This is a genomic window from Jeotgalibacillus sp. JSM ZJ347 (assembly GCF_044383825.1).
GTDB lineage: Bacteria > Bacillota > Bacilli > Bacillales > Jeotgalibacillaceae > Jeotgalibacillus.
In genome coordinates, this window is the sequence record NZ_JBISEN010000002.1 from 438,808 (window position 1) to 463,565 (window position 24,758).

The window sequence follows — 24,758 nt, forward strand, 5'->3', positions numbered from 1 at the left end:
AAAGTTGGTATTTAAATGGGATTTGGTCAACATCAAAGCTTTTACTTAAGACCTCAATGGTTATTTAAAGGGTTGAGAGAAATACAGGATAATCCAAGGTTTTTTTATCAAGACGATCATTTTGAAAAATTAGGTGTCGGAAAAAACATGGCAAAAGCTGTTAGGTATTGGATGAACGCCACAAAAGTATTGGAAGAAATAAAAAAAGATAAGATTGAACATCATTTGACTAAAATAGGTGAAATTATTTTAGACAAAGATCCTCATCTACAAAAGCTCTATACTAAAGGATTATTACATTACCTTTTAGTTACTGATAAAAACGTGGCAACTACATGGTACTGGTTCTATAACATTTATAGTGAAGATGTATTTGATAAAAATAATGTACTCAATGGATTAGAAGACTGGGTTGAAGAAAATATTGAAAGAAAAGTATCAAAAAACTCTTTAAAACGAGATGTTGATTGTTTAATTTCAACATATTTACCTAAAAGCTTTAAAAATGCTACGCCGGAAGACGTAATTAGAAGTCCATTTGAAGAGCTAGGTTTATTAACTCAGACCATCAAAACTAATTACACAAAAATGAAACTAACTGATTATAACGATGATTTAGTGTTTACAGTTCTGCTTTTATATATGGATAAACACTCAAAATCAGAAATTAGTGTAACTGAACTTGTTCGAGCGCCAGAGTTATTAGGGAGAACATTCAATCTGTCTCAAAGTGATATAGTAGGAACAATCGAAAACCTAGTTAAAAAAGAATATCCAATTATATTTACTCGCACAAACCGTCTAGATATTATTCGAATAGAAGACGATATAGATATATTAAAATACATTAACAAGTCTTTAGATAAAGAGGGTTCTTAATGAAACATTTTCAACCAAGTATAAATATCAATTATGATATTGGTAAGCCTGAACTATTTGAACAGTTTGTCCCAAATATTAACCAATTAGATATATTATCTGATGTGATAAGCGGAGTAACTAGTAGTACTAACAATACTCACTTATTAATTGGTCCATATGGTGCGGGGAAATCCATGGTAGGTGCTTTAGCTGCCTCAATTATTACAGCTCGAAAGAATAGTAAGATTGTAAAATCTTTTCAAAGTAATGTAGCTACGGTTAGTAGTGAACATAAAGCTTCGATAGTTGAAGCTATGGATGAAAAAACATTGAAATGGATAGCTGCCCCCATTACAGGGAAAAAAGGAGATTTCTCAGAAATTATACTTGAGGCAATTATTCAAGTTCTTAGAAACGAAGAAATAAGCTTTTCTTTAAAAGGGGATAGTGAAAATATTTTAAAAACTATCTCTGTTTGGAAGAAAGATTTCGAAGAAACATTTAACAAATTCAAGATCTACTGTAAGCGACTGGAAGTTAATTATGAAGATTTTCTGAGTTCAATAAAAATGGGAGACGAACATGCGATTTTAGAGTTTAAAAAGATGTATTCTCAATTGACTTCAGGGGCAGAATTTATAAGTCAAAATTCTACACCTTTCCAGGAACAGCTTGATCACTTAATTAGTCAATTACTTTCAAAGAAAGTTGCTATCATGATTATCTTTGATGAGTTTGGGCGCTTCTTACAAACTGTAAATCAAAATAAAATCTATCAAACGATGCAAGATTTGCAAGATTTAGCTGAAACACTAAACCGATCCCAAAATTTTGGTTCATTATTTATTACTCACACTGGATTGGGACAATATGCAGCATCGAATAATAATTTGTCTGTTACTGAACTTGAGAGAGTAGAGAAGAGGTTTAAAAACCATAGATTAGAAAGCGATCCAGCTATTTTTTATAGGTCTGCATTTAAAATTATAGAAGCGAATAGGGAAGATGGTGGTGCTAACTTATTCTTATTAAAGGATATAGAGTACCTAAAAAAAGAGATTTTAAAATATAACTTATTTCCAGATATGTCACCACTTGAGATTGAAGGAGCCATATTAGAAGGTTGCCAACCTATACATCCTTTAGCAATAAGGTTGCTTCCTGCATTGTCAAACGTATTAGGTCAGAATGACAGAACGCTTTATACCTTTTTAAGTGAAGTTGAAAAGTATACAGTCGAAACTGAATGGTACTATGCGGATCAGTTATTTAATTATTTCTATCCTGATGAATCTTCATTTTATATGATTGAAGAATTAAAATATCTCAGGACAGCCCTAAATTATAAAGTATCTTCACAAGCTCTTAGAGTTATTAAATTGATGACTTTATTGAAAATTACTAATTCGCCTTTAGTAATTGATGAAAGCTTTATAAGTTTTGCACTTGGTGTGAATAATAATGTAGCTAAATCATTATTAGGTGAGTTGAGTGAGACTAAGTTAATTCGTTTTAACCGGTTCATTTCATCATATGAACTGTTCAGTGGTTCTATATTAGAGTTTGATCAATTAATTAAAGAATATAGAAGTACAATGGTTATTTCAAATCAAGTTAGAGAGGCTGCTCTAGACCGTCAATACACTCAAAATTATTTTCTGCCTATTGAATACAATAATGCTAAGAGCATGACTAGATTTATAGAAGCCAAATTTATTTTTGATAGAAATGGTCTGCAAAACATTGAAAGTTCAGATGGCAGTTTGTTATTCCTACTCGATGATAAAATCGATCCATTATCAACAAATGTATCATTGAACTCTGACTTGATTTATTGTGTGCCAAATATCGAAATAGAACTATTAAAGGAAAAAGTTGACCAATTTATTATTTTAAACAAAATGTTTGATGATCCACTCATATTAGAAAAAGATGCAAACATTCAAACTGAGATAGAAATTAACATTGAAAACATTCAATATGATTTACAAAAGTTACTTAGCCCTATACGGAATTTTGATTCAAGTAAACTGACATGGATTTACAATGGTCAGAAGCTTGCAGGGTTTAACTCTAAGGAGGATTTTGAAAGCTTTTTAAGCAATTGGATGTTCAATGAATACCCAAGCACTCTAGAAGTAAGAAATGAAGGTTTTAATAAGCACAATATTTCTAGTGTGCAGAAAAAAGGTGCACTAGAAGTTTTAGGGATTATTTTAGATCCTAGCTTTAATGGAGACATAGAAGTTGATGGATTTGGTCCGGACTATTTAATCTATGCAACGCTCTTGAAAAACAATCACTACGACTATAAAAACTTAGATCAATTAAAGAATCCTGAACTAGCTAACATGAGAAAGGTTTTAAAAGAATATGTCGATAAAAATAAGAATGGAAAGATAAGCGACATATTTAATTTATTGTTAGATAAGCCATTTGGGATGAGAGAGCCTCTAGTACCAATTCTCGCAATAGCATTACTTAGAGACTACTGGGACAAAATGGCGTTTTATGCTAACGATTTCTACGTTGAAAAAATGAGCGCAGAATTACTTTATCAGATTGTAGAGCAGAAGGTAGAGTTTTATGAATATGAGATCTATCAACTTTCTGATGAAGAAGAACTGGTTTTAAAAGAAATTAATAATATTTTCTTTCAAAATGAACTACCTGTTCAACCTGCAATTATCTTTGGAGAACTGCTCAACTGGCTAAGAAAATTGTCTAGAATTTCTCAAATTACAGATCATCAGCCTTCTGAAATCTTACAATTTAAAAGCGCTATTAGACACAGTGAAACTGATCCTCTTGAATCGTTAAAGAGAGTTCAAAACCTCTTGAACAATGAGGGTGTAAAGAAAGTTTTGGGAATTAAAGCATACTTAGAAAATTATTCTGCGATCTTTAAAGATGAAGTTAGTCGCCAAGTTATGGATACGCTAGGTTTTGAAAGGTGGCAGGATTTTGGAAATGAGAATCCTCATCTGATTAATAAAAATCCCACAATAAGAATTGCTTATGAGGCGGCACAAGTACAGGAAGACTGGTTACAAAAATTAATTGAGAGAACTGTTGGTACAAAAATTGAGGATTGGTCAGATGTTACTCACGAGGCATTCATTTCATCGATAAAACAATTGGTAAAAGAACAAGATGAAGAGGGACAAGTCACTCTTTTGAGTGGTGATCAAGTACTTTTTAATATTGAAGAAGTTGAGCTTTCAGTTAAAGGTAAAACAATCTACAATAATTTAAGTAGAATTGTTAAAGCTGGTGGAAAAACATTAACTCAAAATGAGGTTAGATTTATACTTTACAATCTTTTAAAAGATACAGAGTAAAAAAACACCCTAAAGGTTCTTCTGAGGAAGCTGAACACTTTAGGGTGTTTTTTATTAGTCTATTTTTAAGAAAATGAGCATACACAAGGGATAGTATCATCTTTTTCACTTAAGAACTTTTCAACACCATCTCTATCCATCAATTCTCTATACTCTTTGAGAGTAAACGGTTTTCCGTTTCTTTTGAGGATAGAAACATCTTTCTCAAATTTATCTCTAAATCTTTCTTCCATCGCTTCTTGTTCAGCGTACTGATCAGGCCAGACGTTGTATAGTAATGCATAATGACCTAAACCACCTCTAACACATCTTCCGGCACAATTAGCGTGAGAGAAGCCGTATCCGTACATTCTAGGTAAGTCGATTTTCCACTCGTCACGAATTATTTCCTTCGTATCTAAATCTTCTTTAAAGGTTTCGATCATTGGAAACCTAGTTTCTATAGGTTCAATAGGGTTATGTTCGTAAAAGTTTTGAAGATTAATAGCACGGTGTTGTTCGTGCGGTCCAATACCAAAGTAAAGCACAGGCTCTAGATCATATTCATCACGGAGCTCTTCAAGGTAAATCAAAGTCTGTCGTACTTTAAGTTCCTCTGAGCATTTGGCCATACGTGAATTCCCTAAAAACTTAACATCGTGAAAAACTTCTTCTGGTGTTCTCCCATCGATTCTAGTTGTGATATCCATCCCGATGTATTCGGCAACTTCATCCATGAAACGATAATTATCTTCGTCTTCCCACAAAGTATCTGTAAAAAATAAAACACAATTCTCTTTACCGTACTTTTGTACAATATGATAAGCAACGTAAGCTGAAGAAGCTCCACCGCTAAACATCGCAACATGGACCTTTTTACGATCGTTTGTACTTTCTTTAGTTCCAGCATTTAATACGCCTAAAGCAGATCTATCAGTAGTTTTAGTAGTTTTAACATTATTCATGTTCAAAAAGAACACCTCTCTAATTTAAAAAATATGTCATTATAAGTATAACATCTATAAAAGAGATGTCTAAGAGGTCTGCCTGAATAAAAATCTAAATTATATTAATTCCTTTTTCTTAAACCCCAAAAGCCTTTGCCCTTCCCTTGTACTGTATAGAAAATATCGCTTTGATCCCCAGGGAGACCTTTAAAAATATCTGCATTACTTGAATGCTCATAGATTGTTTTTCTGATTGGAACAGTATAATCTTTATAACCTTCAAAAGAAAAGTTATTTCTCTGAAGTACTTCATGGTAAATAGTTTTTAATGAAGCTACTCCACCGTGATTAATTAAAACCGTTTTAATTTCATTAATTAATAAATTTTTATCCATGTTTTACCCCTTTTCCCTCATAAAGAAATTAAAAGATATATTCTATGATACAGTCACACTTTAATTTTTGATATTGCTCAGCAATTTTAGTGTTAAAAAAAGGAGATTCTAGTGAGACTCGAGAATATTATCTGTAAGTATTAAGCAGGTTCAGCATTATTAAACGGAGGTGCCCAATGAACATCAGAAAAGCAACACTGAAAGACGCTGCAGGAATCGCGAAGGTGCAGGTGGATACTTGGAAGACGACTTACAGAGGGATGGTGCCGGATGATTATCTGAACCACATGTCTTATGAACGCAGGGAAGAGATGTGGAGTAAGATTATTGGGGATGGCCAGGTTGTGTATGTGGCTGAGAACAACGGTGAGATTGTTGGTTTTGCGAATGGCGGGGAAGAGAGAAGTAATAAGTATTCCGGCTATGACGGGGAACTGTTTGCGATTTACATACTTGAATCCTATCAGCGTCAGGGACTTGGTAAGAAACTGATGGCGCCGGTGGTTGAAGATTTGAAAGCTAAAGGGCTGTCATCGATGATTGTCTGCGTCCTAGAGAAGAATGATTCCAAGCGTTTTTATGAGGTGCTTGGTGCGGATAAAGTTGATACAGTAAAGATTAACTTCGGCGGGAGAGATCTGAAGGAAGCTGTATATGGGTGGAAGGATCTTGAGCAGGTGAAGTTGTAATCTGATATGAATCCATTTATTAAACGGTGATCCGATCGTTCGATAAATGGATTTTTTATATCATTACATATATTGATGGATATAAATGTTAAACTTAAATTAATCATATCTAGTAAATTAATCAGCAGGAGTGAAATGGATGAACGATCAAATGATACTCGGCCTTGTAATTGTATCAGCACCAAAATCATTATTAACAGATGAGGGATTTGAAAACGTACGTGTATTTACGGCGGCTGACCTTGAAGCATATTTTGAAGTAAAAGGCTCTCTGCATTTTGACAGGGGAGAGGATAATCTTTTATCAGGGCACGGGAAAGCGGGCTTTGCCTACTGGACGAAGCTGTTTGCGCTGACGGACGAGGAGATTGAAGAAACAAACTGGGATCATAATGAAGCTTTGCATGTGTTAATTAAAAAGGTGAGAAAGTTTGTGCGTGAGAATGGTCTGACTGTCGCAAAGTGGAACAGCTTCGGTGAAAGGTTTGATGTCGTGAGCCCGTGGTGCGTGCAATTATTCACACCGGCTGCGCCGCCGATGTTATTTAACCTAGGAGTCGGGGATATGAAATGGCTTGCCACAATGGAGATGGAGTTCAGTTTCTGGGCGAGACGTGAGCAGTGGATGGAGCTTGTGATGGGGGCTGTTGAGAAGTAAGGGAGGGATGATATGCGGCGTATTACGCTAGAGAAGTGGAGCGACATCAAAGTACCTGAAGCAAGTGCGTACCCGACTGCTGTGACGCGTGATCACCGCGTGCTTATGATAGAAAAGGATCTTCATCAGTTCAATGGTGTCGCTTCCGGCACGTATCGGGGAGACTATATGATAAAGATGATTGATGGGAATGAGGTGACTCATTTCACAGCAAAAGATTTTCCATTTGTTCCGGATCGCCTGGATATGTTTTCAGACGGGACTCTCCTTCTGGTATCAAGTGATTGCTGGCGAAAGGATGGGTGGGTACAGAAGAATGCACGGAGGTACAGCAAAAGTGGCGAGTGTCTGAATGAATTTGTATTGGGTACAGGCCTTTCAGGAGTAACAATTGATGGTGAAGATACAATCTGGGTGGGTTACCACGAAGAAGGTGTGTACGGCAATCATGGATGGGATCACAATCCGATTGGGAGTGCCGGTCTTGTGGCTTTTTCTCAGGATGGGCAGATTCAATGGGAAGCCAGGCAGTATGATATTCATGAAATCCTTGCAATGAACATACAGGATGCGGAACATATCTATATTCATTATTCACTGTTTTCAAACCTTGTGCATTTAGATCATTTTAGTGAAGTCAGGAAGATCAAGCTGCCGGATCATATGCGTTTAAGTCAGTTCATGATGCTCGGTTCTGAAGCAATCATAGATGCTGACTATTAAACTGGTAACGTCCGGTTATTGATAAATGGGAAATGGGGATTTGAAATCAGTGAGCGATTTAGGATGACGGATCGTGACGGTAATGAATTATCAGGGAAAGTCATCATGCGGGGGACCGCGTTGTTTTTATTTACTGCGAACGGTGTTTACAAACAGGATATGTCTCTGGATTTGGTGAGGAACACTTAACCGTTGAGGTAGACGAGTGAAAATCACTGCTCATATACTAATCGTAACGTTCATCGGTCTATTTATCTCAAGCTTCATCATCGGACCATTCCCGATGCCCGGCATCTTTTATCTGCTGCCTGCAATCTTTGTCCTGACGACTCTGCAGCTATTTGAAAAAGGAAAGATAAGAGAAGGGATTTTGAATGGATTGTGTACAGCTATGTTTGTTGGAATGACAGTAACGAGCTTTATTACATAAGTACTTATTAATATGAAACTTCATATATTACACGTTAACCAAACACCAGACCCAAGCAGTCAGGTGTTTTTTTGTTGTTGTAATGAAGTTAAAAGTCTGACAGTCATGTATATATAATTTCTAAAATGTTCAAGATACATACAAAAGGGGGTGAGGGTGTGGAAGGAAAGCCGTTTCATCGAAAAGATGAGGTGCAGCAGTGTATGGATATTAACGAATTTAAGGAACAGCTGCTGTTTCACCTTGGAAATACAGAGGATCTCGTGATGGTGTCTGTTCACAGTCATGCAGGAGCATCTCAGTCATTAATCGTCTATATTGACTCGCTGGTTGATCAGGTGAAGCTTGAGGAGATCATTGAATGGTCTGGTGAAATGAAGTGGCTGACGAATGACCGGATGATGAGCAGTAAAATCAAATTTTACGGGGATATGCTTTCGTTTCATCAACTGACTCAAAAGCTATTAGATGGGGAAGCATTTATCATATCACCTGAAGAGACAGGCTGGAAGATTAAAGGGATTGCAATAACAAAAGAGCTTTCCCGCAGTATTGAAGAGCCGAAAAATGAGCAGGTGATCCGCGGACCTCATTATGGAATGAATGAATCGCTTAGCAGCAATGTCTATCTGCTCAGGCAGCGGCTGAAATCCCCTCACTTAGTCGTCAGGTATTATCAGATTGGCAGGGAGTCTAATACGAAGAGTGCGCTGATTTATGTGGAAAATGCAGCAAATCATATGATTGTTGAAGAGTTTATCAGAAGAATTGAAAGTATTGATGTAGATGTAGCCCACAGTGTCGGTTTTCTTGAGGAAATGCTTGAAGATCACTGTTTATCTCCTTTTCCTCAGTTTCTGGTAACAGAGAGGCCTGACAGAGTGACAGAGAATCTGTCAGAAGGCCGGATTGCATTTCTTATGGACGGCTCGCCAACTGCGTTAATAGGACCGGCTTCATTCTTTTCATTTTATCAATCTCCGGATGATTATAACGGTCGCTTTATCATTGGGACATTTTACAGGTTGCTGCGGCTGACCAGTTTTATTGTGGCATTGCTGCTTCCGGCGATTTACATCGCGATCATCAGCTTTCACTTTGAGGTGATCCCTGAAGCCCTTACACTTCCAGCCAAAAAAGCAATTGAGGACATTCCTTACCCTCCGCTGTTCGAGGCATTTATTATGGAAATTACCATCGAACTGATCAGGGAAGCGACGGTTCGGCTGCCGTTCCCGGTGGGTCAGACAATCGGGGTTGTAGGGGGTCTTGTCATTGGAGATGCAGTAGTTAGTGCTGGATTTGTATCGAATATTATGGTCATTGTAGTGGCGCTTACTGCCATCTCTTCATTTGTTGTACCCTCTGTAGAAATGAATGCAACAGTGCGTATTCTGAGGTTCCCTTTTATGATACTTGCAACGTTGTTTGGCTTTTACGGTGTAACTGTTGGGTTGACAATCTTACTGATTCACCTGATCCGTCTGGAATCTTTGGGTGTTCCTTACCTGACACCAATTGCACCGTTTCACAAGTCGGGTCTGCGGGATTCTTTATTCCGACTCCCGTCATGGCTTCATAGTACAAGACCTGCAGGAACACTTACGAGGAATAGAGTCAGACAGGGCTTTTCAAAGAGGTGGCAGCATGCAAAAAAATAACGAGATCACAGGGTGGCAGTTGTTTTTTCTGATCATCCAGACGCAGATTGGTGTTGGCGTGTTGTCGCTGCCAAAAGATGTTTCTGTAGAAGCAGGCCGCGATGCATGGATTTCACTGATCATTGCAGGAATTGCTGTTCAACTCGTTCTGTTCGTTTTTCTATGGTTCTTAATGAGAGCAGGTGAGATTAGTTATTTTGACATCATCATACAATCATTTGGAAAAGTAGCAGGTAAGTTATTTGTATGTTTTTATATCATATATTTCATTTATATTCTGACAGTCTCGAGTATTACATTTACAAAAATATTGGCAGAATGGATCTATATGGACACACCAAGAGAGCTTTTGACAATGTTGTTTTTATTACCGGCTGCTTACTGCGCAGGAAGTAAAATCAGTCATGTGGCACGTTTCTCTATGATTGTATCTGTTCTGCTGCCGGTTATGATTTTATTATTAATTCCTGTCTACAGCTCTCCTGAGTTTATCCATTTCTTTCCAATAGGTTCAGAAGGTAGTTCTGCCATTCTGAAGGGTCTGAAAGCTTCAATTTTAGCCTATATTGGATTTGAGGCTTTTCTGTACTTTAGTAAATACGTGAAAAGTAACCGGCAAAAAGAGCTGAAGAAAGCTGCTTTCTCAACCTCTTTCGTACTGTTGTTTTATCTGTTTCTAATCGTTTCAACCCAGCTTTATTTCCATCTCGAGGAAATCGTTGTTGTACCGTATGCGGTTCTATATATTTTAAAATCGCTCAGCTTTATCATCGTAGAGCGCATTGACCTGATATTTCTGACGATCTGGATTGTTGTGGCGCTTACGTCATTTATTAACTATTTATTTATAGCAGCAGAAGAAACTAAAATTTTGTTTAAGTTAAAAGACAGCCACTGGGCAATTGCTTTTATGATTACAATTGTGTTTACTGTTTCGATTTTTATCGATGAAAAGCAATCTATCATTCAGCTACAAAGCTTCGTAACTTATGCTGCAGCCGTTTTTACAATCATTATTCCATTGGCAGCTTTAATCATCTACCTGATATTCAGAAAGGGACATACGACATGAAAAAAACGTCAGGGGCTTTAATAACCTTAAGCTGCCTTATCCTTCTATCAGGGTGCTGGGATCAGAATCTGTTAAAGGATGTACAGCTGATCTACACAGCGGGCTATGATCAGACAGACAATGGAGAAGTAATGGCGACAACGCTTGCACCGCCGATTGATGATACAGATCAGGTCAATGAAATTACGGTGACCGGTCATACAATGCGTGACTCAATGCTTCAGATGGATCATCTAATTGACGAATTAGCAGATTTCTCAAAGCTTCAGACCATTATTATAGGAAATGATCTAGCTGCGGAGGAGATTTATTCATTTTTTGATGAAATGTATAGAAACCCGCAGTATAATTTGCACGCAAGACTTGCTGTAACTGATCGTCCAGCGAATGAACTGCTGTCTCTGCAGCTTGAAACGCAAAAAGATAAATCGGAATACTTTAAAGGGCTGCTCGAAAGTTCTGAACTGACCAGTTTATCACCATATGTCTCATTGCAGGATGCGTGCACCAGTATATTTAATCCAGAAAAAGATTTGTATTTACCATACATTTCTTACGATGAAAAAGAGAAACGTGCAAGGCTTGAAGGGATTGCACTGTTTCACAAAAATCGTTTTACAGGAGTGCATTTGAATACTGAGGAAAGTGTTATTTTTAATATAATAAACAATGACACCGGGGAAACGGTCAGAGTTACCCGACGCGTCCATGATGACAGGGAACTTGAGGTTGAAAATTGGTTAACAGCGGAAATCAAACAGTCAAAAACCCGAATGAAAGTCAGCAGGGATTTGAAAACCTGGGAAGCTGAAGTTGAGATGGAGATTGTGATCACTGAATATGGTCAGAATAAAATTACCAAGGAAAAAGAAGAGGAACTTGAAAAACGATTAAAGGAAATTTTGACAGATGATATTGAGCAGGTAATGGCAAAGTTACAGTCCTCACAATCAGACACTTTTGGTCTTGCCAATCGTATATCTGCTTACAATGATGAAAATTGGGATCCTGATACATGGGATGAGACTTACAAAGCGCTAGAAGTTCAGGCAAAGGTTGAAATGAAGGTAAGGGGCACGGGAATTATTGATTGAGGACCTGTATGACGGGTTCTCAATTTGTATTCATTAATTCACGAGCTTTGTTGAATTCTCCTTTTTCTCAACTGGTGCGACAATGTTGTTATTTCAACTTCAAAGTATCCACATACTGCTTCGCTTCAACAAGAGACAGCCCCTTCGTTTCACGGACTCTTTTGACAGCCTGAACATCTTTCCCCTGATGGATAAGTTCTTTCAGTTCATCTTGCAGCTCCTGATGAAGCTCGTCATCTGTCACATCCGTATGCGCAGACAACTGTTCGACTTTATCGTCTAATGTCTTCACACGCTGCTCGAGCCTGAAAACCGTAGATAGCAGATAAAAAATAGCAGCCAGTGTGATGATCTCGATCAAATTGAACTCCATATGAATAACCTCCATTATATTATAAAAACTGTTTTCTATAATATAACATTTCCAATATATGAATGACACTGCTACTATAACTGTAGAAATTAACTTGAGAGTTAGGAGAAGAAGGTGCGGGCAGTAAAAGAATATGAATGTGATAGGAAGAAGAAGATTTTTGATTTTTGCTACAGGAATTATTTGCGAAACGGGATTATCAGTCAGCATCAGCTGCTTGAGCTGTTTGTCAAGATATTCTAAAATTTATAAAAATAGGTTTAAGATAGTGTTTATGAGTGAAAAAGGTAGAAGTATGAAGGAGGGAATATGAATGGAACAACTGAACGCTCAATATGAAATGGATAACTTATTAGAAGAATTGGAAAACGACTATATTTATGCGGTAGAAAACAATAAGAGTGAAACGGTGGAAGCCTACATTGAGCAATTTTTATACGACTCGTGGATATACAATCATGATAATATTGGAAAAATAAAAAGTGTTCTAAGTCGCTATGCAGAAGGTGAAATAAATCAACAGGTGTTTTCAGGATCGTTTCATAAAATGGTGACACATCTTCATGGCAGGTTAAAACAATTGGATTACAAACATGAATATCCATTGTTACACAACCAGAATGCTGCTTCACTTTTTGTCGCATTGATAGATGGACTCGTGATCCAGTACTATGTGGGAATTTACAACGTAGATCAGTTAAAAGACATGACACCATTCCTGAAACAGATGATTATTCAGACTTTGAGGATGGAAGTAGATGAAGTTGGGGCATGATGACAAAATCTGATCTGCTAAATAAAAACTTATCATCCTAGTGTAGCAAAATGATAGGAGAGGCCGGGACACTTTTTTGTCTAGGCCTCTTATCTATTAATGCTTCTCTTTAACATGTAAGATCTGCAAAATGGATTCTTGACATGCTTGTTTGTAGTACCTGTGCAATGCGTCGTCCTCACGCATCAGCCACTGAATTAAGCTTCCATCTATCATACATCGCATACTAATAGAGGCTTGTTCAACATCATCAACGCCGAAAACACCTTCTTCTATTCCCTGACTGATGATCTCATGTCCTATTGACCAGCAGTTTTTGTAAAACTTGTCATTAATCATTTTATATTGATGATTCTGTTTGGTATGTGATAAAAAATCAAGATAGACACGATAAAATTTACTATTATCTTCAGGGTTGATAAACACCTGATTAATATACGCATCCAATTTCTCTAAAGCTGTCACTCTTTCTTTAACAGAAGCTGTTTCCTTCTCGTAAATTCTGTCTGTTAGCCACTCAAATAGTTGACTGAATACTTCTGCTTTATTTTTAAAATAATAACTGGTTACCCCTTTACTAACACCCGCATAATCGGAAATATCCTGTAAGGTCACAAATTCATAGCCTTTTTCAAAAGCGGCATTAAATGCCGCTTTCAAAAGCTGACTGCGTCTTTGCTCTGCTTTTTTATTCATTATACCGATCAACCTTCCATTAAATATAATGATATTATACAGCAGATTAACGATTCATACGAACATAATTATATTGATCAGTCAAAATAAATTGACCAGTCAGTATAAAAACGTTATGCTTTAACCAGTATTTAATTTAAAGTTAGAAGGGAAGAGAAAACATGTCTGAGAAGTTTAATGCATTAGTTGTGAATAAGTCAGAAGAAGATTTTTCTGTGGCTGTAGAGCCTGTTACGTTGGATGATTTACCCGAGGGTGATGTGACAATCAAAGTTCATTACTCGAGTGTCAATTATAAAGATGGACTTGCAGCAATACCGGACGGACAGATCGTAAAGTCATACCCGTTTATACCAGGGATTGATCTTGCAGGGACCGTTACAGCTTCAAAGGATGAAAGATACAAAGAAGGTGATCAGGTCATCGTAACAAGCTATGAACTAGGGGTATCCCATTATGGAGGATATAGTGAGTATGCACGTGTTCATGGAGACTGGATCGTACCATTGCCTGAAGAACTAACATTAAAAGAGGCAATGATTTTTGGAACTGCAGGATTTACAGCAGCTCTTTCTATTCATCAGCTTGAAGAAAATAGGGTAACGCCGGCTTCTGGTGACGTCCTGGTCACCGGTGCAACAGGAGGCGTGGGCAGTATGGCGATCGCAATGCTCTCGAAAAGAGGCTATCAGGTAACAGCCAGTACAGGTAAGGAAACCGAGCACGAATATTTAAAAAAGCTGGGTGCTGCTAACATTGTTTCGAGAAAGGAAGTACTGCCTGATAAGGTTCGTCCTATTGGAAAGCAACGTTGGGCAGGGGCTGTAGATCCTGTGGGAGGCGACACACTGGCTTCTGTGTTAAGTAATGTCAAATATGGCGGGGCAGTCGCAGTGAGCGGTCTAACCGGTGGTTCTCAAGTGCCGACAAGTGTGTATCCATTTATTCTGAGAGGAGTTAAACTGCTAGGGATTGATTCTGTCTATTGCCCGATGGACATTAGAAAAACGATTTGGAAGCGCATGGCTACAGATTTGAAACCTGATCACTTAGAAGAGATTGTAAACGAAGTTTCCTTGTCTGAATTGCCTGGGGTGCTGCCGAAAATATTGAAAGGAAATGTGAGAGGACGAACAGTCGTAAGTATATAAAAAGGCTTAAGGAGTAAGTTAATATCTGAGTGATCAATCTAATTGATCAAGGCATATATCTTGAAAAAGAGATGTTTTTAAAAAGCTCCTGTTTGCGCAGGAGCTTTTATAGTTGTTTACAAAATCGATAACCGTTTTATTTCATTTTCTAATTTTAGAGGCAGGAGATTGATTGAATGAGGTTAGTTTTTGAGACAAGAAAAGTATGAAATGATGATTCCTGCCTAATTATTTCAATATACAGTGAATAATTCAATCACCCATTTATTTCTGTGTAAGTTCAAAATACGTAATCTCAGGGGGAGTTGTAAAACGCAGCGGTACATCGCTGAAACCGATGCCCGGATTGACATAGAGGAGATTTCCTTCCTCGCCGAAATCAGCCTCAGTCCAGCCGGCAGCCTGTACATCCTCACCCTTAAACACACTCATGTAAGACCAGTGTGGAGTAAATGGAATACTGATCTGACCACCATGCGTGTGTCCTGCTGCTGCAGCTGGTGCGCTGCCCCCGGGAATAGACTTAAACGCCTGAGGGTTGTGCATCAGTATGAATCTGGCCGCAGTATCAGGAATGCCAGCTAACGTTTTTTCAACATCATCCATACCAGCCCACGAAGAGCCGACACCACCAATATAAAGAGAATTGGCATCCTCTTTACCAATTTCCATCACTCCGTCATTCAGATTAAGTGTCAAATGTTCGTTCTGAAGCACAGTGATCCCTATCTCCTCGAATTGTTCACTCATCATCTCAACATACTTAGTATCCGGCTCATGATCTTTCTTTTCCATTGAGTAATCATGATTTCCCATTACAGTCATCACAGGAATATCTGAATCCGCCAAAGGCTGCAATAGTTCAAGCACCTCATTCAGCTCTTTCTCACTTCCTTTTTTTACATGATACACATGATCTCCAGTTAAAAGAACAGCTGCAGGCTTCCTCTCAATGATCCGCTTCACTACCCTCTCAATTGTCCACGTGTTATCCATCCACATCCCAACTTGAAAGTCTCCTATGACAGCAAGCTCCTGACCTTCCCATACTTCAGGAAGACCCGTTATCTCAGCAGTCTCTTCCTCAGTATTAATAAAATAAGGCTCTATCAATCCCCATAACATAACGAAAAAGATCAGAGCACTCAAAGTAAATAATATTCTTTTAACGATTTTCATTTTGCCTGCTCCTTATGCAATAAGATTTAGTGCTTAATTTATATACCCTGTTAGGAGGTGTATATGCATGTTTTTATTAGGGACAGAGGTTGGAATGTTATCATATGTGCATACTTGGGTCAGAGTAAGGTCTTTAAAGTACAATATAATACGTTCAACTTTATATCTGTCCCTGCTGTGTCTATCAAATAACAACTCAACCTCCGTCCCGGTAGGCAGAATGAGTTTGCTACATAATAAAAACTCCACACGGCATGCCGTGCAGAGTTCCATAATATCACTTTAAGTGTATGTCTCCTGAATATCCAGGCGCACTCTTAATATCTGGTGATTATCCATTTCTTCGACTGTCCAGATATGTCTGTCATCGCTTGGAATCTTTTCGCCTTCTGTTACTTCGTTGCGTTTGTGGAGCACCCAGCCTGCGATCGTGTCGACGTCTTCAGCGTCTTCAAAGTCAATGCCGAAGCGCTCTTCAAGTTCATCCAGCAGGACTCGTCCATTAACACAATAAGCAAGTTCTCCGACTTCCTCGATGTCATTACGCTCATCCTCATCAAACTCGTCACGGATTTCACCGACAATTTCTTCAAGAATATCTTCAAGTGTCAGCAGTCCAGAAGTTCCCCCATGCTCATCAATTATGAGTGCCATATGAACGCGCTCAAGCTGCATTTTCAGCATAGCATCCTGAAGTGGCGTCTGCTCAGGTAGCAGCACGATTTCATGTAGTGTATCTGCAATTTTATACGAACGGTCACGTACAATGTTTGTCAGCATTTCTTTTACATTAATAAAGCCGATAATATGGTCTTTATCATTGTCTGTTGTTACAGGGAAACGCGTATACTGGTGTTCATCAATGATGCTGAGCATTTCTTCTGTGGTCATACTGATATCGAGCGTCTCCATTTGTACACGGGGCACCATAATATCTTTAGCCACACTTTCATCAAAGGCAAAGATATTTTCCATAAATGAAAGCTCAGTTTCATTAATTTCACCGCTCTTAAAGCTTTGTGCCATAATAATCTTCAGCTCTTCTTCAGAGTGAGCCTGTTCGTGAGTCGCCGGTTTTACACCAAATGCACGAAGCAGTAAACGCGCTGAGCCATTCAGTGTCCAGATTGCAGGAAACATGATTTTACCGAACCAGTAAAGCGGACGGGCAAGCAACAACGTCATTCTTTCTGCGAACTGAATTGCCAGCGTTTTTGGTGCAAGTTCACCAATGACTACGTGTAAAAAAGTTACCAGCGCAAATGCTACAGCGAATGATACGATCGTCGACATTGCCGCAGGTACACCGAGATTGTCAAAAACCGGATGAAGAATCTTTTCAACAGTCGGCTCCCCAAGCCACCCAAGGCCAAGTGCAGTCACTGTAATCCCAAGCTGACACGCCGAAAGATAATAGTCCAGATCCGTTACAAGCTTTTTTACAATCGGTGCCGTCTTGTTTCCCTCAGCAATCAGCTGATCCACACGCGACATCCGCACCTTTACAACCGCAAACTCCGATCCTACGAAGAAGGCTGTCAAACCGATTAACACGGCTACAAGCCCAAGATTTAAAATCAATATACTGTCCAATAAATTCCCCTGAAAAAGGGGATTCACCTCCGAAATTTTTAACTTAATATTGTCGTCATCAGCTGAAGCAGTGGAATCATTTTCAACTGAATCTCTTCCTTAATCATATGACGATCTTCAGGAGCTGCTTCCGAAAGCTCCTCTTTCAGCGATAAAATCTTTTTCTCCAAATGAGCAATCTCCTCGTTCACTTCCTGCAGTGCAGGGTTCGATACAGGCTTCCGCTCCATCAGCACCTTAATCTCATCCAGTGTCATCCGCCGGTCCTTCAACAGCTGAATTTCTTTCAGTGTTTCCAGCACAGATTCCGGATATAACCGGTAATTCGAAGCAGAACGCTCAAAAGGCAAAAGCCCCATCTGGGTGTAGTAATCAATCGTCCGGGTTGAAAGACCGCTGCGCTTCGCAACCGTTCCAATTCGTATTAGCGCCTTCCCAAAATAGCCATCGTCCTCTCGTTATGCAAAGTAAGAAAAGTATACAGTGTAACGTGATGGTTGGCAATAGGTATGTTTTTAGTAATGCAGGGGGCGGCACTTCGGGGACGAAGGTAAAAGTGACATGAAATGTGCACAGTGGGGATAGGGTTGAGTGTGCCAAAATTAGAATCATTACAAAAGTGAACCACTGAATTTCGACCCCAGTGCGCCGACCGATATAGTTTGCATAAAACTAAAGCCGGGAATAAACGTCACAAACGAATGAGTAGAATCAGAGAGGAGAAGCTGTCGATGAATCAAACGGGATTAGACGATCAATCGTTAAAAAAAGCGATCAGCCTGATCCGAAAAGCGGCTGATCTTCAGAAAAGCCTGCATCAGACCGTGTTTGCTGAACAGGTGATGGGGCGGTCGATTCCTATTGTATGGTTTGGCAGACGCTCATCAGGAGGCCTTGTGACGATTGGCACAAACCCATCATCAAAGGAGTTCATTGCTTCTGACGGAAGTCTCCTGGCAGCAGAAAAATCCCGCTTTTTTGTGAGAGAAGAAGGTGTCAGCCTGGTTCAATATCAAAACAGTGAGCCTTCGTTAATCGAAACAATTCAGCATTACCAGACCTATTTTGAGCGTGACACCGTCTACAGCAGCTGGTTTGGTAAAAAGGGTGGGGCAAAGCTTGAAGGCTTTTTAAATGGAATGGATTATTCATTTTATAAAGAAACAGAATTGCAGACGGCTGTACATATCGACTTCTTTCCAATCCCAACCTTAAAGCAGATGGGTACGATCAGGGGGAGGGAGGATGTGATGGATTCAGCTGATATCAAGTCGCTTTTAACTGAAACCATCAATTTTCTTGCGCCTGGGAAGATCCTGATCCTTGGAAAAGAACATTGCGAAAGGTTTCTGTATTTTTATCCCGGCACTAAGCTTGGGAAAATCCTTGAGGTGGAAAATTATCCTGCTGCACGCTACCAAAAGGGGTACAGTGAAGAATTTGGATCGGAAGTAATCGGTCTGCACTTTAAACCCTCCGAGCAATTTCTTGCACTCGGCGGTGGAGTGGACCGCAATGGGCTGAGCCATGGGAGTTATGGCAGCAGGGACGCGATCAGGCGGATCGGTGAAGCGGTAAAGGCACGCTGAATTCCAGTCGTTGGTGTGCCGCTTATATGTTTAAATTTCCACATACAGGGAATATCCTGTATATACAAATAACGGGAGGTTTTACATATGGGACGATTAAGTGGGAAGACTGCAATTATTACCGGAGCTGCAACAGGAATAGGCGAAGCAACAGCGCATGTATTTGCTGAACAGGGAGCTTTAACGATACTTGCTGATATAAACAAGGAACAGCTTGATCAGGTAGTACATGACATTACGGAAAATGGCGGACAGGCAGTTGCATATGAGGTGGATGTTTCAGATGCAAAGAGTGTTCAGTCGTTTGCAGAAGCAATAAAAGAAAAATACACAACAGTTGATGTGCTGTTTAACAATGCAGGAGTGGATCAGCAGGGTGGTAAAGTGCACGAATATCCGATTGAATTATTTGATCGTATTATTGCAGTAGACCTTCGGGGTACATTCCTAATGAGCAAATTTATCATTCCCCTCATGTTGGATCAAGGTGGTTCGATCATTAATAACGGTTCAATGTCCGGACACGCTGCAGACCTGGACCGCTCAGGCTATAATGCTGCTAAGGGCGGCATCATCAACTTTACAAAAGCAACGGCAATTGATTACGCGCGTCATGGCATCCGTGTTAATTCCATCTCACCAGGCACAATCGAAACACCACTGGTCGATGAACTTGTCGGATCAAAACAGGAGAAAATGGGCGAAGCATTCCGTGAAGCCAACAAATGGATCACCCCGCTCGGCAGACTTGGCAAGCCACGTGAAATGGCGACAGTAGCACTGTTTCTCGCCTCAGACGACAGCTCGTATGTAACCGGTGAAGATATCAAAGCAGATGGCGGAATTCTCGCTTACACATGGCCGGGTAAAATGCTGATTGAACAGGATGAATGGAAGAAGGATACAGAGTAAAGAGTTCCTTATAAAAGCGCTATGCGGCAATTTCGTTTTAAAACGGAGTTGTTCATAGCTTTTTTTATGTCTGCATGAGTTACAGGGATGACGGCTTTACTTACTTTAGATGGCTCAGCGAGGGCATGTACACGTTGGGGACGGAGGTTAAAGCGCCATGAAATGTACATATAAGGGACAGGTTTCATGATACATATGAGGTTTCTGGTAATTTGACCTCTGTTACTGGTGTGTACATTTGATGACAACGGAACCTCCGTCCCCAGTGTGCACATTCCCTCGTAAAATGGGTATACCACTATCAGGAGGTGATTCCATGGCTACACGCTGGATCTTTGGGAATCAATTGTGTCATGAGCTGCCGATTGTGAAAGAGGCTGATAAGGAACACGACGTGTTTTTGATGATTGAGGCAGAGTCGCGGTCGACATGGCAGCATTATCATAAGCAGAAACTGGTGCTGATTTTTTCAGCGATGCGCCATTTTGCTGCTGAGCTTGAAGATAAAGGGTATCGGGTGGATTATCGTGAAGCGGATTCGTTTGAGGATGCGTGGAAGGCTCATGCGAATGAGTTTGAGCCTGAGAAGGTTTTTTATACGTTGCATATGGATTACCGGATGACGCAGGCGATGAAGAAGTGGGAAAAGTCGCTCTCAGGAATTGACGTTGAGGTGCTGGATGCGCGTCCGCTTTTTTTACTGACTGCTGAAGAAATAAAAGGTGAGCTAAAAGGTGATGGACCGTGGAAGATGGATCCGTTTTACCGGAGGATGAGAAAGCGGCTGGATGTGCTGATAGAGGATGAGGATCCTGTAGGAGGTAAGTGGTCGTTCGATCAGGATAACCGTAAGTCGGCTAAAAGTGATACTACCTTTACAACAGCACGGTCATTCAGGCCGGATGATATCACAAAAGAGGTCATGGAAAAGGTTGAAAAGCAGTTCAAAGATAATCCCGGTGAAATCAAGCCGTTCAGATGGGCGGTGACGAGAAAAGAAGCGTTACAGGCACTGAACCAGTTCATCAAAGAAAGGCTTGAAACGTTTGGAACGTATCAGGATGCCATGCTTCAAGGCGATGACTTTATGTCACACTCACTGCTTTCCTCTTCAATTAATATCGGTCTGCTGACTCCTATGGAAGTAGTGAGAAAAGCTGAACAGGCCTACCTGGATGGAGAAGTGCCGCTTAATTCAGCAGAAGGATTTATCAGGCAGATCATCGGCTGGCGCGAGTTCATCAGAGGGGTCTATCTGAAAAAGATGCCTGATTACGGAGATGTCAATAAGTTCAACCATCAGCGTGACCTGCCATCTTTTTTCTGGGATGCAGAGACTGATATGAACTGTATGCACGAATCCATCAGACCGGTTGTAGAACACGCATATAATCACCATATCCAGCGGCTCATGGTGATCGGTAACTATGCAACCCTGTTCGGGCTCTCCCCTCAGCAGACCGCGGACTGGTTTAACGAAATGTACATTGATGCCCACGACTGGGTCGTACTGCCGAACGTACTCGGCATGGCACTCTATGCAGACGGAGGCGTCCTTTCAACCAAACCCTATGTCGCTTCAGGTAAATACATCAATAAAATGAGCAACTACTGCGGCTCCTGCAAATACAACGTCAAACACCAGACAGAAGAAGACGCCTGCCCATTTAATGCGCTCTACTGGCACTTCTTAGACCGACATGCTGATACACTCAGCAATAATCACCGCATGGGACTGGTCTATAAACAGTGGCAAAAGCGTGATCCTGATGTGAAACGGGCGATTTTGGAGAAGGCGGAGCGGGTGTTGAAGGAGTGAGTGTGTACATGCTGGGGACGGAGGTGAAAGTTCCATGAAATGTGCACTGAGGGGACAGGCATAGGCTGGATGCTGTTTCTTTAATCTCTGTCCCTGCCATGCACATATGATGACAACTTAACCTCCGTCCAAGCTATACACATTCAACTCGAAAAGTACCTCATTCCCTCACCTATCAAAATACAAATCATCAAACCACTCATAACTAAATAGAAAAAAGCAGTTTTTTTACCGCTGTTTTCTTCGAGATAAGCTTCGATTCCGTTTGAGATAAATAAGATGGCGCCAAGTGCGACTAATCCAGTTAACACGATTGAGTCAATATCAACAAACCATCGTAATACAAATAATATGAGCACGAGGATTGCGGCTGTATATGAAATGATCCGGAAGGCTTTTAACTTCAAAAAATCACCTGCCAATTTTTGTTTTTAGCATAGCATAGTGTCAAGGGATAAAAAAGATGCCTCTGTTGAAATTACCAGCTCACTGGGATCTTTATAAAAATGAAATTAATCGATTGTTGAGTTTTTGATTTTGTGGGCGCTACTCTATTGGGGAGTGGCGTTTTTATTATGTTGCTTAATCATTTTTAACCATTTCACTCTAACTTCACACGCCACTGCTAAAATTTATAAATGCAGCATAAAAAGTGATCCAATGATAAAAATTCTGCGTTAGTTAAGTAACAGGATTGTGAGATGAAACGGGTATGAGTGCCCGGGGAGGAGTGATGAGGATGGAAGCGTTAAAAATGAGTGAGCGGGAAGCGAGTGAGAAGATAGGGAGGAAAAGAAGTGCTTCGTTATATCAGGCGGTATGGAGGTGGCACTTTTATGCGGGGTTAATTTTTTCGCCGTTTTTGATCATTCTTGCGTTTAGCGGAGGCGTGTATTTATTTAAGCCGCAAATTGAAAACGTCATGTATCAGGACTTGTATTTTGTTGAAGAAGGTGGAGCTGCGCTTGCTGCATCTGCTCAAACAGCAGGGGTCCTGGAAAGTTATCCAGATGCGAGTGTGACATCGGTCCGTTTTTACGATGATCCTGCGCGTTCAACTGAAGTAGGGATCATGCAAAATGGCGAAGCAGCCTCTGTCTATGTGAACCCTTATAACGGTTCAGTGCTAGGGGATATTCCGTCTGGGGAAAGATTTACTGATATTTTCGTCAGTATCCATAGTGAATTATTGATTGGAGGAACTGCAGCGAATCTGCTTGTTGAGCTTGCTGCGTGCTGGGCTGTCATTTTATTGATCACGGGCCTTTATATCTGGTGGCCAAGGAAACGGTCAGCAATCTGGGGGACTGTTCTTCCAAGACTCAGAAGCAAGGGCAGAACGTTCTGGCGTGATCTGCATGCAGTGCCCGCTTTCTGGCTTTCTTTAGGTATTTTAGTTTTGATTTTAACCGGGCTGCCGTGGTCCGGCGTGATGGGTGAGCAGATTAATCGCCTGGCGACTTCGACAAATACAGGTTATCCTGCATTTGCCCAGAGCTTTGGTGAAAAACCTGAGTCACAGGTGCTTGCAAAAGATGTAGCATCTGACGTGCCGTGGGCTTCTGAAAATATGCCGGTACCTTCATCAGTGGATAATGGGTACGTGCCAATCTCAGTTGATGACGCTGTAACTGTGGCATCACAGCAAAATATCGCAAAGCCATATACGATTTCAATGCCTCAGGGAGAAGCCGGGGTTTATACATTAGCTACTTCGCATGCAAATCCATCTGACAGCGCGACCATCCATCTGGATCAATATACAGGGTCCATTTTAAGCGATGTACGTTTTCAGGATTATGGCATTATGGCGCAGGGCATCACACTTGGTATTGCACTGCATGAGGGACGATTATTCGGTCTTGCGAATCAGATTCTCGGTCTGATTGTGTGTATTGGACTGATCTTTGTCATCATCAGCTCTTTCGTAATGTGGAAAAAGCGAAAACCAAAAGGACGTTCAGGCGCACCTGCAAAGTCAAAGGACAAGAAAGTGACACGTATTGTATTTTTTATCATGCTGGCACTTGGTGTATTGATGCCGCTGGTTGGGATTTCGATTATCGTTATCTATTTACTCGATCGCTTTGTGATCCCCCGCATTAAGCCTCTACAAAAACAGCTGTTTGAAGGAGGGGGAGCAAATGAGTAAAAGATTAGCTGCATTCACATTTGCCGGAGCAATACTTTTAAGCGGCTGCGTGGCAGGAAATCCTGAAGAAAGACTGTCTGAGCCGCTTGAAGCATACATCTACTTACCTGAGGATCTATCAACAGACACACCTGAAACATTTACAATACATGTGACTGAAATCGGTGAATTACTTGAAGAAGCAGATGATATTAACATTGAGGTTTGGCAGGAAGCAGGAGAAGAATCAGAATGGATCGAAGCACAAAGCAGTGAAGCGGGTGTTTACACCGCAGAAGCCATTTTTGAAGAAGAAGGTCTATATTATATACAGGCACACGTGAGTTCAGGGGGTGTTACAGCCATGCCTGTTAAAAGCTTTACAGTTGGTGAATTGACTGAAGAAGAACAGGCGGTTGTAGAGGAAGAGCCTGAAGAACATGATGAGGGGCATCATCATTAAATCGAAACTATATTTTGCGCCATTCTTTTTGGAGAATGGCGCTTTTATGTGGTGTCATATTAGGTACGGAGGTGAAAGTGCCATGAAATGTACACATGAGGGACGGGTTTGAGCGTCCTGCCACCTTTGTCCCGGCTGTACACATTTGATGACAGCCATACCTCCCCTCCGTCCCCAACATGCACATCATTTACCCAACGTTACCCATTCTCTCAAATAGGGTATAT

The 24,758-nt window shown here is 40.3% G+C and carries 24 protein-coding genes; 16 read left to right on the forward strand and 8 right to left on the reverse strand.

Translation table 11 applies throughout. The features are described 5' to 3' along the window. The first annotated feature begins 15 nt into the window (after nt 1-15). Nucleotides 16-879, forward strand: a complete 864-nt coding sequence (locus ACH6CZ_RS07975) for a DUF4007 family protein (protein WP_374096902.1) — start codon at nt 16-18, stop codon at nt 877-879. Then, nucleotides 879-4,202, forward strand: coding sequence for a hypothetical protein (locus ACH6CZ_RS07980; RefSeq protein ID WP_374096903.1), 3,324 nt, complete (start codon nt 879-881; stop codon nt 4,200-4,202). Before ACH6CZ_RS07975 ends, ACH6CZ_RS07980 begins: the two co-directional genes overlap by 1 nt. 65 nt (nt 4,203-4,267) lie before the next feature. On the opposite strand, the gene ACH6CZ_RS07985 is transcribed toward ACH6CZ_RS07980, so the two are convergent. Both ACH6CZ_RS07985 and ACH6CZ_RS07990 read right to left on the reverse strand, forming a co-directional pair. Next, on the reverse strand, nt 4,268-5,146 hold the full coding sequence (locus ACH6CZ_RS07985) for a phosphoadenosine phosphosulfate reductase domain-containing protein (RefSeq protein WP_374097447.1): 879 nt from the start codon (nt 5,144-5,146) through the stop codon (nt 4,268-4,270). 104 nt (nt 5,147-5,250) lie between these two features. Next, nucleotides 5,251-5,523, reverse strand: coding sequence for a hypothetical protein (locus ACH6CZ_RS07990; protein WP_374096904.1), 273 nt, complete (start codon nt 5,521-5,523; stop codon nt 5,251-5,253). Nucleotides 5,524-5,699: 176 nt separating this feature from the next. Here ACH6CZ_RS07990 and ACH6CZ_RS07995 point away from each other — a divergent pair, with 176 nt between their 5' ends. The 7 genes from ACH6CZ_RS07995 (at nt 5,700) to ACH6CZ_RS08025 (ending at nt 11,850) form a co-directional block, all read left to right on the forward strand. After that, nucleotides 5,700-6,212: a GNAT family N-acetyltransferase gene (locus tag ACH6CZ_RS07995; protein WP_374096905.1), complete on the forward strand. Its 513-nt coding sequence runs from the start codon at nt 5,700-5,702 to the stop codon at nt 6,210-6,212. Nucleotides 6,213-6,351: 139 nt separating this feature from the next. Then, nucleotides 6,352-6,870 carry a hypothetical protein gene (locus tag ACH6CZ_RS08000; RefSeq protein WP_374096906.1) on the forward strand — a complete coding sequence of 173 codons (519 nt, stop codon included), beginning with the start codon at nt 6,352-6,354 and terminating at the stop codon, nt 6,868-6,870. Nucleotides 6,871-6,882: 12 nt separating this feature from the next. Continuing rightward, entirely contained in the window at nt 6,883-7,593 is a 711-nt protein-coding gene (locus tag ACH6CZ_RS08005; RefSeq protein ID WP_374096907.1) for a hypothetical protein, read from the forward strand. A 205-nt stretch (nt 7,594-7,798) separates the two neighbouring features. Continuing rightward, nucleotides 7,799-8,023 (forward strand): hypothetical protein, encoded by a 225-nt coding sequence (locus ACH6CZ_RS08010; RefSeq protein ID WP_374096908.1) that lies wholly within the window; start codon nt 7,799-7,801, stop codon nt 8,021-8,023. Between the two features lie 158 nt (nt 8,024-8,181). Further along, nucleotides 8,182-9,684: a spore germination protein gene (locus tag ACH6CZ_RS08015; protein ID WP_374096909.1), complete on the forward strand. Its 1,503-nt coding sequence runs from the start codon at nt 8,182-8,184 to the stop codon at nt 9,682-9,684. After that, complete coding sequence (locus tag ACH6CZ_RS08020) at nt 9,671-10,756, forward strand: GerAB/ArcD/ProY family transporter (protein WP_374096910.1); 1,086 nt, start codon at nt 9,671-9,673, stop codon at nt 10,754-10,756. The genes ACH6CZ_RS08015 and ACH6CZ_RS08020 overlap by 14 nt, the downstream gene beginning before the upstream one ends. Then, nucleotides 10,753-11,850: a Ger(x)C family spore germination protein gene (locus tag ACH6CZ_RS08025; RefSeq protein WP_374096911.1), complete on the forward strand. Its 1,098-nt coding sequence runs from the start codon at nt 10,753-10,755 to the stop codon at nt 11,848-11,850. The genes ACH6CZ_RS08020 and ACH6CZ_RS08025 overlap by 4 nt, the downstream gene beginning before the upstream one ends. A gap of 88 nt (nt 11,851-11,938) precedes the next feature. Here the strand turns inward: ACH6CZ_RS08025 and ACH6CZ_RS08030 are convergent, their stop codons facing one another. After that, entirely contained in the window at nt 11,939-12,223 is a 285-nt protein-coding gene (locus ACH6CZ_RS08030; protein WP_374096912.1) for a hypothetical protein, read from the reverse strand. Between the two features lie 313 nt (nt 12,224-12,536). Here ACH6CZ_RS08030 and ACH6CZ_RS08035 point away from each other — a divergent pair, with 313 nt between their 5' ends. Beyond that, on the forward strand, nt 12,537-12,998 hold the full coding sequence (locus tag ACH6CZ_RS08035; RefSeq protein WP_374096913.1) for a hypothetical protein: 462 nt from the start codon (nt 12,537-12,539) through the stop codon (nt 12,996-12,998). A 96-nt stretch (nt 12,999-13,094) separates the two neighbouring features. Here the strand turns inward: ACH6CZ_RS08035 and ACH6CZ_RS08040 are convergent, their stop codons facing one another. After that, nucleotides 13,095-13,694, reverse strand: coding sequence for a TetR/AcrR family transcriptional regulator (locus ACH6CZ_RS08040; protein ID WP_374096914.1), 600 nt, complete (start codon nt 13,692-13,694; stop codon nt 13,095-13,097). Nucleotides 13,695-13,855: 161 nt separating this feature from the next. Between ACH6CZ_RS08040 and ACH6CZ_RS08045 the strand changes: the two genes are divergently transcribed. Next, nucleotides 13,856-14,845, forward strand: a complete 990-nt coding sequence (locus ACH6CZ_RS08045; protein ID WP_374096915.1) for an NADPH:quinone oxidoreductase family protein — start codon at nt 13,856-13,858, stop codon at nt 14,843-14,845. Between the two features lie 264 nt (nt 14,846-15,109). On the opposite strand, the gene ACH6CZ_RS08050 is transcribed toward ACH6CZ_RS08045, so the two are convergent. The 3 genes from ACH6CZ_RS08050 to ACH6CZ_RS08060 form a co-directional block, all read right to left on the reverse strand. Beyond that, nucleotides 15,110-16,024, reverse strand: a complete 915-nt coding sequence (locus ACH6CZ_RS08050) for a metallophosphoesterase (protein ID WP_374096916.1) — start codon at nt 16,022-16,024, stop codon at nt 15,110-15,112. Between the two features lie 282 nt (nt 16,025-16,306). Beyond that, nucleotides 16,307-17,617, reverse strand: a complete 1,311-nt coding sequence (locus tag ACH6CZ_RS08055) for a hemolysin family protein (RefSeq protein WP_374096917.1) — start codon at nt 17,615-17,617, stop codon at nt 16,307-16,309. Between the two features lie 38 nt (nt 17,618-17,655). After that, nucleotides 17,656-18,042, reverse strand: coding sequence for a MerR family transcriptional regulator (locus ACH6CZ_RS08060; RefSeq protein WP_374097448.1), 387 nt, complete (start codon nt 18,040-18,042; stop codon nt 17,656-17,658). Nucleotides 18,043-18,348: 306 nt separating this feature from the next. On the opposite strand from ACH6CZ_RS08060, the gene ACH6CZ_RS08065 reads away from it, so the two are divergent. The 3 genes from ACH6CZ_RS08065 (at nt 18,349) to ACH6CZ_RS08075 (ending at nt 21,937) form a co-directional block, all read left to right on the forward strand. Then, a complete protein-coding gene (locus ACH6CZ_RS08065; protein WP_374096918.1) occupies nt 18,349-19,206 on the forward strand; it encodes a hypothetical protein in 858 nt (285 codons plus the stop codon). Between the two features lie 87 nt (nt 19,207-19,293). After that, the gene (locus ACH6CZ_RS08070) at nt 19,294-20,118 is read left to right on the forward strand and encodes an SDR family oxidoreductase (protein WP_374096919.1); all 825 of its coding nucleotides are present in this window, start codon (nt 19,294-19,296) and stop codon (nt 20,116-20,118) included. 316 nt (nt 20,119-20,434) lie between these two features. Continuing rightward, nucleotides 20,435-21,937 (forward strand): cryptochrome/photolyase family protein, encoded by a 1,503-nt coding sequence (locus tag ACH6CZ_RS08075; protein WP_374096920.1) that lies wholly within the window; start codon nt 20,435-20,437, stop codon nt 21,935-21,937. A gap of 143 nt (nt 21,938-22,080) precedes the next feature. Here the strand turns inward: ACH6CZ_RS08075 and ACH6CZ_RS08080 are convergent, their stop codons facing one another. After that, nucleotides 22,081-22,344 carry a hypothetical protein gene (locus tag ACH6CZ_RS08080; RefSeq protein WP_374096921.1) on the reverse strand — a complete coding sequence of 88 codons (264 nt, stop codon included), beginning with the start codon at nt 22,342-22,344 and terminating at the stop codon, nt 22,081-22,083. Nucleotides 22,345-22,676: 332 nt separating this feature from the next. Here ACH6CZ_RS08080 and ACH6CZ_RS08085 point away from each other — a divergent pair, with 332 nt between their 5' ends. Further along, nucleotides 22,677-24,089, forward strand: coding sequence for a PepSY-associated TM helix domain-containing protein (locus tag ACH6CZ_RS08085; protein ID WP_374096922.1), 1,413 nt, complete (start codon nt 22,677-22,679; stop codon nt 24,087-24,089). Then, nucleotides 24,082-24,531 (forward strand): FixH family protein, encoded by a 450-nt coding sequence (locus ACH6CZ_RS08090; RefSeq protein ID WP_374096923.1) that lies wholly within the window; start codon nt 24,082-24,084, stop codon nt 24,529-24,531. The genes ACH6CZ_RS08085 and ACH6CZ_RS08090 overlap by 8 nt, the downstream gene beginning before the upstream one ends. Nucleotides 24,532-24,758 lie beyond the last annotated feature (227 nt).